Origin of the sequence: Aeromonas sp. ZOR0002, assembly GCF_963866995.1 — a bacterium.
Taxonomy (GTDB): domain Bacteria; phylum Pseudomonadota; class Gammaproteobacteria; order Enterobacterales; family Aeromonadaceae; genus Aeromonas; species Aeromonas caviae.
In genome coordinates this window covers 23,149-30,623 of the sequence record NZ_CAWMFQ010000014.1, presented here as the reverse complement: position 1 = coordinate 30,623, position 7,475 = coordinate 23,149, and the positions used below count along the sequence as shown (strand labels likewise).

At 61.2% G+C, this 7,475-nt stretch carries 6 protein-coding genes; 2 read left to right on the top strand and 4 right to left on the bottom strand.

The window, feature by feature from the left end; genetic code table 11:
• Window positions 1-186: 186 nt before the first annotated feature.
• Window positions 187-1,023 carry a tRNA cyclic N6-threonylcarbamoyladenosine(37) synthase TcdA gene (gene tcdA / locus AACR77_RS00910; protein WP_042879191.1) on the top strand — a complete coding sequence of 279 codons (837 nt, stop codon included), beginning with the start codon at window positions 187-189 and terminating at the stop codon, window positions 1,021-1,023.
• 21 nt (window positions 1,024-1,044) lie between these two features.
• Here tcdA and AACR77_RS00905 read toward each other — a convergent pair whose 3' ends face one another.
• Entirely contained in the window at window positions 1,045-1,479 is a 435-nt protein-coding gene (locus AACR77_RS00905) for a SufE family protein (RefSeq protein ID WP_042879189.1), read from the bottom strand.
• A 13-nt stretch (window positions 1,480-1,492) separates the two neighbouring features.
• On the bottom strand, window positions 1,493-2,713 hold the full coding sequence (locus AACR77_RS00900; protein ID WP_042879187.1) for a cysteine desulfurase: 1,221 nt from the start codon (window positions 2,711-2,713) through the stop codon (window positions 1,493-1,495).
• A gap of 152 nt (window positions 2,714-2,865) precedes the next feature.
• On the opposite strand from AACR77_RS00900, the gene rep reads away from it, so the two are divergent.
• Window positions 2,866-4,878 carry a DNA helicase Rep gene (rep, locus tag AACR77_RS00895; RefSeq protein WP_042879197.1) on the top strand — a complete coding sequence of 671 codons (2,013 nt, stop codon included), beginning with the start codon at window positions 2,866-2,868 and terminating at the stop codon, window positions 4,876-4,878.
• Here the strand turns inward: rep and AACR77_RS00890 are convergent.
• Together AACR77_RS00890 and AACR77_RS23045 are read right to left on the bottom strand one after the other, a co-directional pair.
• Window positions 4,865-7,168 carry a putative bifunctional diguanylate cyclase/phosphodiesterase gene (locus AACR77_RS00890; protein ID WP_052224759.1) on the bottom strand — a complete coding sequence of 768 codons (2,304 nt, stop codon included), beginning with the start codon at window positions 7,166-7,168 and terminating at the stop codon, window positions 4,865-4,867. The genes rep and AACR77_RS00890 overlap by 14 nt on opposite strands.
• Before the next feature lie 84 nt (window positions 7,169-7,252).
• Window positions 7,253-7,475: c-type cytochrome (locus AACR77_RS23045; RefSeq protein WP_231563105.1), on the bottom strand; the 223-nt coding region annotated here is incomplete at its 5' end.

The following is a 7,475-nucleotide window of genomic DNA, read 5'->3' as shown; positions in this document are numbered from 1 at the left end:
CGCCGGGGGTCGCGGGTTCGAGTCCCGTCCGCTCCGCCACTACTTAAGAAGCCCAGTCGAAAGACTGGGCTTTTTTTCGTTTTCGATACCGCACTCCTTTTCTCTCACATCAACACCACCATCATCCGATCATCGCCCCTGAGAGAGGTTGCCGCTATAATGGCCGCCCTCAAGCAAGGTGGTGGTATGAAAGCAGAGTATCTACAGCGATTCGGGGGCATTGCCCGTCTTTATGGCCAGCGTGCCCTTGGCTCCTTCAGTCAGGCGAAAGTCTGTGTGGTCGGGATCGGTGGTGTCGGCTCCTGGGCGGCCGAGGCGCTGGCTCGGGCCGGCATCAACCAGATCACTCTGATCGACATGGATGACATCTGCATCACCAACACCAATCGCCAGATCCATGCCATGCAGGGCACGGTCGGCCGTCTCAAGACGGAGGTGATGGCCGAGCGCATCCGTGCCATCAACCCGGATTGCGAGGTGATCGAGGTGGATGACTTCGTCACCGCCGACAACCTGAGCGAGCATATCAAGCGGGAGTTTGACTATGTGGTGGATGCCATCGACTCGGTCAAGGCCAAGGTGGCGCTGATTGCCTTCTGCAAGCGCAACAAGATCCCGGTGATCGTGGCGGGCGGTGCCGGCGGGCAGATGGACCCGACCCAGATCACCGTGGCCGACCTGGCCAAGACCATTCAGGATCCGCTGGCCGCCAAGGTGCGCTCCGACCTGCGCCGACTGCACAACTTCAGCAAGAATCCGGCGCGCAAATTCGGGGTGGAGTGTGTCTTCTCAACCGAGCAGCTGAGTTATCCGGATGGCAATGGCGGCACCTGCCAGGCCAAGGCGGCCAGCGACGGCAATATGAAGATGGATTGCGCCTCCGGCTTCGGTGCCGTGACGCCGGTGACGGCCACTTTTGGCTTGGTTGCCGCGTCCCGGGTATTGAAGAAGATCGCCGAGCGGGGAGCCCGCGCCGAGAAAGAGGCCGGAAATGAAGACACAGGGTCGATTGGCGAAGCCTGATCGACCACTGAACCAGGTGGGTTAGGCAGCCTGCTGCCGGATAGCCAAGACGATTGCCCTGAGCCCGTTGCCTCGCGACGGGCTCAGGTGTTTCTCGAGCCCCAATTCACTGAAATAGGCATCCATATCAAAAGCCTGGATAGCGTTGGCCGTCTGATGATTGAACGCCGCCAGCACGATGACGATGAGGCCACGCACGATGCGGGCGTCGGAGTCGCAGGCAAAATGCCAGTTGCCGTCCTCACCTACCTCTCCCTTGAGCCAGGCCTGGCTCTCGCACCCTTTCAGGCGGTTCTCTGCCTGCTGCCACTCTGCTGGCAAGGTGGGTAGCAGCTTGCCGAGCTGGATGATGAGTCGGTACTGGTTCTCCCAGCCGTTTGCTGCGGCAAACTGCTGACGGATGGTATCGGCATTGGGCTCAACGCCTATCCGGGTGTAGGTTGCGAGGCTGTTCATGGGGTTGTCTGCCTTAGAAGAAGTCACGGAGTTTGTGCAGGGCGGCCAGCAGGGCGTCGACATCGTCCCGATTGTTGTAGCAGGCCAGCGAGGCGCGCATGGTGCCGCCGATACCGAGCGATTCCATCAGCGGCATGGCGCAGTGATGGCCGACCCGCAGGGCTATGCCCTGCATGTCGAGCAGGGTGGCGGCATCTTGCGGGTGGATGTCGTCCAGCAGAAAGGAGACCGCGCCGGCGCGCTGACCGGGTTCGCCGACCAGACGCAGCCCTGGCACCTGTTGCAGTCCGGCAACCAGATAGTCGGTCAGCGCCGCTTCATAGCTGGCCAGTGAGTCCCTGTCCTGCTCCATCACAAAGTCGATGGCTGCGGCCAGGCCGATGGCGCCGGCAATATGAGGAGTACCAGCTTCAAACTTGAAGGGCAGGGTGTTGAAGGTGGTGCCGCTGAAGCTGACCCTGTCTATCATCTCGCCGCCGGCCTGCCAGGGGGGCATTCGCTCCAATAGCTCAGTGCGGCCCCACAGCACGCCGATCCCGGTCGGGCCATAGAGCTTGTGGCCGGAGAAGGCGTAGAAGTCGCAGCCGATAGCCTGCACATCCACCACGAGATGGGCCACCGCCTGGGCGCCGTCGATGAGGCTCAGGGCCCCGACCGCCTTGGCCGCTGCCACCATCTCTTTGACTGGATTGACGGTGCCAAGGGCATTGGAGACGTGGGCCACGCTCACCAGTCGGGTCCGTGGCCCCAGCATGGCGTGATAGGCGGCCAGATCGAGATCGCCCCGCTCATCGAGGGGGATGACCCGGATCACCGCGCCGGTGCGTTGGGCGACCAGCTGCCAGGGGACGATATTGGCGTGATGCTCGAGGGTGCTGAGCACTATTTCATCCCCCGCCCTCAGCTCGCTCATCCCCCAGCTCTGGGCCACCAGATTGATCGCCTCCGTGGTGCCACGGGTCCATATCACTTCGTGGCTGCGAGGGGCATTGATAAAGCGGGCAGCCGTCTTGCGGGCATCTTCGAAGGCGCGTGTGGCCCGGCCGCTCAGGGCATGGGCGGCGCGGTGCACGTTGGCATTGTCGGCCCGATAGTAGTGATTGATCGCATCCAGCACGGCTTGCGGTTTCTGGGTGGTGGCGGCGTTGTCCAGATAGACCAGAGGGTGGCCGTTCACCTCCTGCGCCAAGGCTGGAAACTGGCCGCGCAGCCGGGCGTGCTGTTGCTGATTCATGCTTCCCTCATCTCGTCTGGAAAAGTCGGTCATGATCCGGAAAATGGCGGGCAAACACAAGATGAAGTGGCGGGATCCCGTGCCCGGTTTCGGCTGCCTGCGGGATCTCTGCTACAATGCCGCCCCTCATCATAAGCCAAGAGATCCGGCCCATGAAGCTCAACCCCAATCAGAACGAAGCGGTCAAGTATGTCTCCGGCCCTTGCCTGGTGCTGGCGGGTGCCGGATCGGGCAAGACCCGCGTCATCACCAACAAGATTGCCTATCTGGTGCAGCAGTGCGGCTACAACGCACGCAACATAGCGGCGGTCACCTTTACCAACAAGGCGGCGCGGGAGATGAAGGAGCGGGTCGGCCAGACCCTGGGTCGCAAGGAGGCGCGGGGGCTGATGGTCTCCACCTTCCATACCCTGGGGCTCGAGATCATTCGCCGCGAGCACAAGAGCCTGAACCTCAAGGCCAACTTCTCCCTGTTTGATGACACCGATCAGCTGGCGCTGCTCAAGGAGCTGACCGAGGCAGAGCTCGACAACGACAAGGACAAGCTCTCGGCCCTCATCAGCCAGATCTCCAACTGGAAAAACGATCTCATCCTGCCTGCCCGCGCCATGCGCATCGCCCGCGGGCCTGAAGAGGTGCTGATGGCCCAGCTCTACGAGCGTTACCACCGCCAGATGGTGGCCTACAATGCGCTGGATTTCGACGACCTCATCGTGATGCCGACCCTGCTGCTCAAGAGCAATCAGGAGGTGCGCGAGCGCTGGCAGAACAAGATCCGCTATCTGCTGGTCGATGAGTATCAGGACACCAACACCAGCCAGTACGAGCTGGTGAAGCAGATCGTCGGCGAGCGGGCACGTTTTACCGTGGTAGGGGATGATGACCAGTCCATCTACTCCTGGCGCGGTGCCAAGCCGCAGAATCTGGTGCTGCTAAGCGAAGATTTCCCCAGCCTCAAGCTGATCAAGCTGGAGCAGAACTACCGCTCCAAGCGGCGGATCCTCAAGTGCGCGAACATCCTGATCGCCAACAACCCGCACGTCTATGACAAGGCGCTCTTCTCCGAGTTGGATGAGGGGGTGAAGCTCAAGGTGCTGTTCGCCAAGAACGAAGAGCACGAAGCGGAGCGGATCGCCGCCGAGATGATGGGCCACAAATTTATGAACCGCACCCGGTTCAAGGATTACGCCATCCTCTATCGGGGCAACCATCAGTCGCGCATCTTCGAGAAGGCGCTGATGACTAACCGGATTCCTTACCGTATCTCCGGCGGCACCTCGTTTTTCTCCCGCACCGAGATCAAGGACATCATGGCCTACCTCAAGCTGCTGGTGAATCCGGACGAGGACACCGCCTTCCTGCGGGTGGTCAACCTTCCGCGCCGCGAGATTGGCCCCACTACCCTCGAAAAACTGGGTCAGTATGCCAATCAGCGCGGCAAGAGCCTGTTTGCCGCCAGCTTCGAGCTGGGGCTGGAACAGCACCTCTCCGGCCGTGGCCTCGTGGCCCTGCAGGCATTTACCAACTGGCTGGTACGCCTTGGCGATCAGGCGCTGCGCGGTAATCCGGTGGAGGCGGTGCGGGACATGATCAAGGAGATCCACTACGAGGAGTGGCTCTATGAGACCTCCCCCAGTCCGAAGGCGGCGGAGATGCGGATGCAAAACGTCTCCACCCTTTATCGTTGGATCAGCGAGATGTTGGAGGGGGATGAGCTGGAGGAGTCGATGACACTTGCTCAGGTGGTGACTCGCCTCACCCTGCGGGACATGATGGAGCGCAACGAAGGGGAGGATGAGGCGGATCAGGTGCAGCTGATGACATTGCACGCCTCCAAGGGGCTGGAGTTTCCCTATGTCTACATGGTGGGCATGGAGGAGGGGCTGCTGCCCCACCAGACCAGCATCGACGAGGACAACGTGGAGGAGGAGCGGCGCCTCGCCTACGTGGGGATCACCCGGGCCCAGACCGAGCTGACCTTTACCCTCTGCAAGGAGCGTCGCCAGTTTGGCGAGTCGGTGCGGCCGGAGCCGAGCCGCTTCCTGCTGGAGCTGCCCCAGGATGACCTGGAGTGGGAAAACCAGAAGAAGGTGACGGCAGAGGAACGCCAGCAGAAGGGGCAGGTTGGTGTCGCCAACCTGCGGGCCCTGTTCAAGAAGGATTGAGGCCGGAAGGCTTGGCCTCTCGGGCGGCCTGACCCAGCAGAGGGGGAATATCGGCTCCTGGCAGCGGGGGGGAGATGTGGCGCCCCTGCCCGAGGGCGCAGCCAAGCTCGATGAGCTTTTGCAACTGTTGCTGATTTTCGATCCCCTCGACCACCAGGGTGAAGTCGAGGTCCTGGCAGATGTCCCGCATGGCGCGGATCAGCGCCAGATCCTTGGGTGAGTTCAACATGCGATGGGTGAAGCTGTCGTCCACCTTGATGTAATCCACCGGGAAGTGAAACAGGGCGTTGAGAGAAGAGAAGCCGGTGCCGAAGTCATCCAGGCTGACCTGGATCCCTTTCGCCCTCAGTTCATGCAGGGCTGTGAGGGAGTCGGCACTCTGCCGGGAGAGCTCGCGTTCGTTGAACTCAAAGATGAAACATGCGGGGATGACACCCTCCTCCTCCATGATGGTGAGCAGTTGCATGATCTGCTCGTGGCTGGCCAGGTGCTTGCCGGAGAGGTTGATGGCTATCCTGAAACGACCGACCCCTGAGGCGGGTTGCCAAAGCTTCAGTTGCTGGCAGGTGCGCTTGAGGATCTGGCGGTCCAGATCCTGAATGAGGCCGCACTGTTCCGCCAGAGGAATGAAGTCGAATGCATCCTTGAGCTCCCCTTCCTCCGTTATCCAGCGCGCCATCACCTCCAGTCCGACCAGGCGGCTGTCACACAGCCTGATCACCGGCTGGAAGTAAGGCACAATCCGCCCTTCCCGCAAGGCTCTGAAGAGCCGCTCTTCCGGTGACCCCGCCTGTTCGGTACAGGCCTCCGAATACATGACGATGCGGCTGCGACCGTTGCGCTTGGCCTGGTACATGGCGAGGTCTGCCTGGTGCAGCAGTTCACTGACATCGGCCGTTTGCTCCGTCACGCTGGCGACCCCCAGACTGACGGTGATGGTCAGTTCGTTGCCCTGGAGCCGGAACGGATGGCCGATACGGCCAATCAGGCGATTGAGCACGGGGCTGATGTCCTCTTCCCGCTGGCTGTTGTCCAGATAGATGACGAATTCGTCCCCTCCGAGCCTCGCCACCATGTCATTTTGCCGGATGCAGCCTTGCAGCCTGCTGCCCAGCTCCTGCAGCAACTGATCGCCAGCACTGTGGCCCAGGGCGTCATTGACCTGCTTGAAGTGATCCACATCGACGAAAATCAGGGTGAAGCCGGCTGTCTGGTAACGGCGGTAGCGGGTCATGGCATGATGCAGGTGATTCATCAGCAGCGCCCGGTTTGGCAGCTGGGTCAGCGGGTCGTGCAGGGCATTGAACTGGAGCCGCCGCTCCAGCTCCTGATGATGCTTGAGCCGTTTCTGCAACCTCAAGTTGGTTTGGCGCAGCTGTTGGAGTCGCTGGTTGATGGACTCCTCCGAGTTGAGCTCATCGAGTTGCTGTCGCACCCTTTTGAGCTCCAGCAACAGGGTCAGCTGATGGCGCAGGAAATCGAGGAACAGCCTGTCATCGGTTTCCAGAGGCCGGGTCATGTTGAGGATGAGGTGGGCAAAGTATTGCTGCTGCTGGCGCAGGGGCAGGCTGTACCAGTAAAGTCCCTCTTCATGGCGCTCTACGCTGTTGGTGCTGTGGCACATGGCCCGAATGATGTCATCGTCGTATGTCAGGTGTGGTGGATAGAGTCGCTCCAGCCGCTGGTTTTCCAGCCGGATCAGCAACATGTCGCTGACTGAGAGCATCTGGCGCAACACAGCTTCCAACTGGGCAAACAGGGCATGCTGAGGCAGGTTGTGAGCCAGGCGCATCACTCGGCCGATCTTCTCGATTTTCTCCTGCCACTGGGGATCCCGCTGCATGAGAGGGGAAGCCTGCCCCGCCAGCTGGGTACCGGTCTGGGTTTCGTGCAGTCGTTTGGCCAGGCACTCCAGCAGCAGCCTCAGGGTGGGTGCCTGCTCCGGGGTGCTGCGTGCCAGCAACCACTGCACGTCGATATGCTCCACAGGCTGCACGCACCAGCCCTGACCTTCATCGAGCCGGGTGAGCTGTTCGGTGAGGCGAGGTTCTTCCCGTCCCAATTGTTGTTTGAACACGTCGGGAAGCTGATAGGTGTAGCGCCAGTTCAGCCCCCCGTCGGCCAGCCCCAGCATGGCGAAATGTTGCAGAGGGCAGAGTGTGTCCAGCAGGCCGACCAGTCGGGCGTAATCCTCGGGGGAGGCAATGCCGGGGGCGGGGAAATCCATGATGGAGGAGACGACCGCCAGCAAGGAGTGCGAGTCTGGCGGTGTGGTGGGCTGAACTGACATGCAACACTCCCGAAAAAACTTACCTTCAAGCGTAGTCGGAAGTGATGGGATTGAAAGGGCTGCAAGAGGAGCCCTTTCAATTACTTAGAGCTTGTCGATCATGTAGTGAATGGCGTTCTCGATCTCTTCGTCACTGCAGGTGGCGCAGGTCCCCCGCGGTGGCATCATGCCAGCCTTGCCGGTGAAGCCTTCGATGGCGTGTTTGCGCAAGGTGTCGAAGCCCTGGGCGATGCGTGGCTCCCAGGCGGCCTTGTCACCTCGCTTGGGGGCGCCGGCGGCACCGGTATCGTGGCAGGCGAAGCAGGCA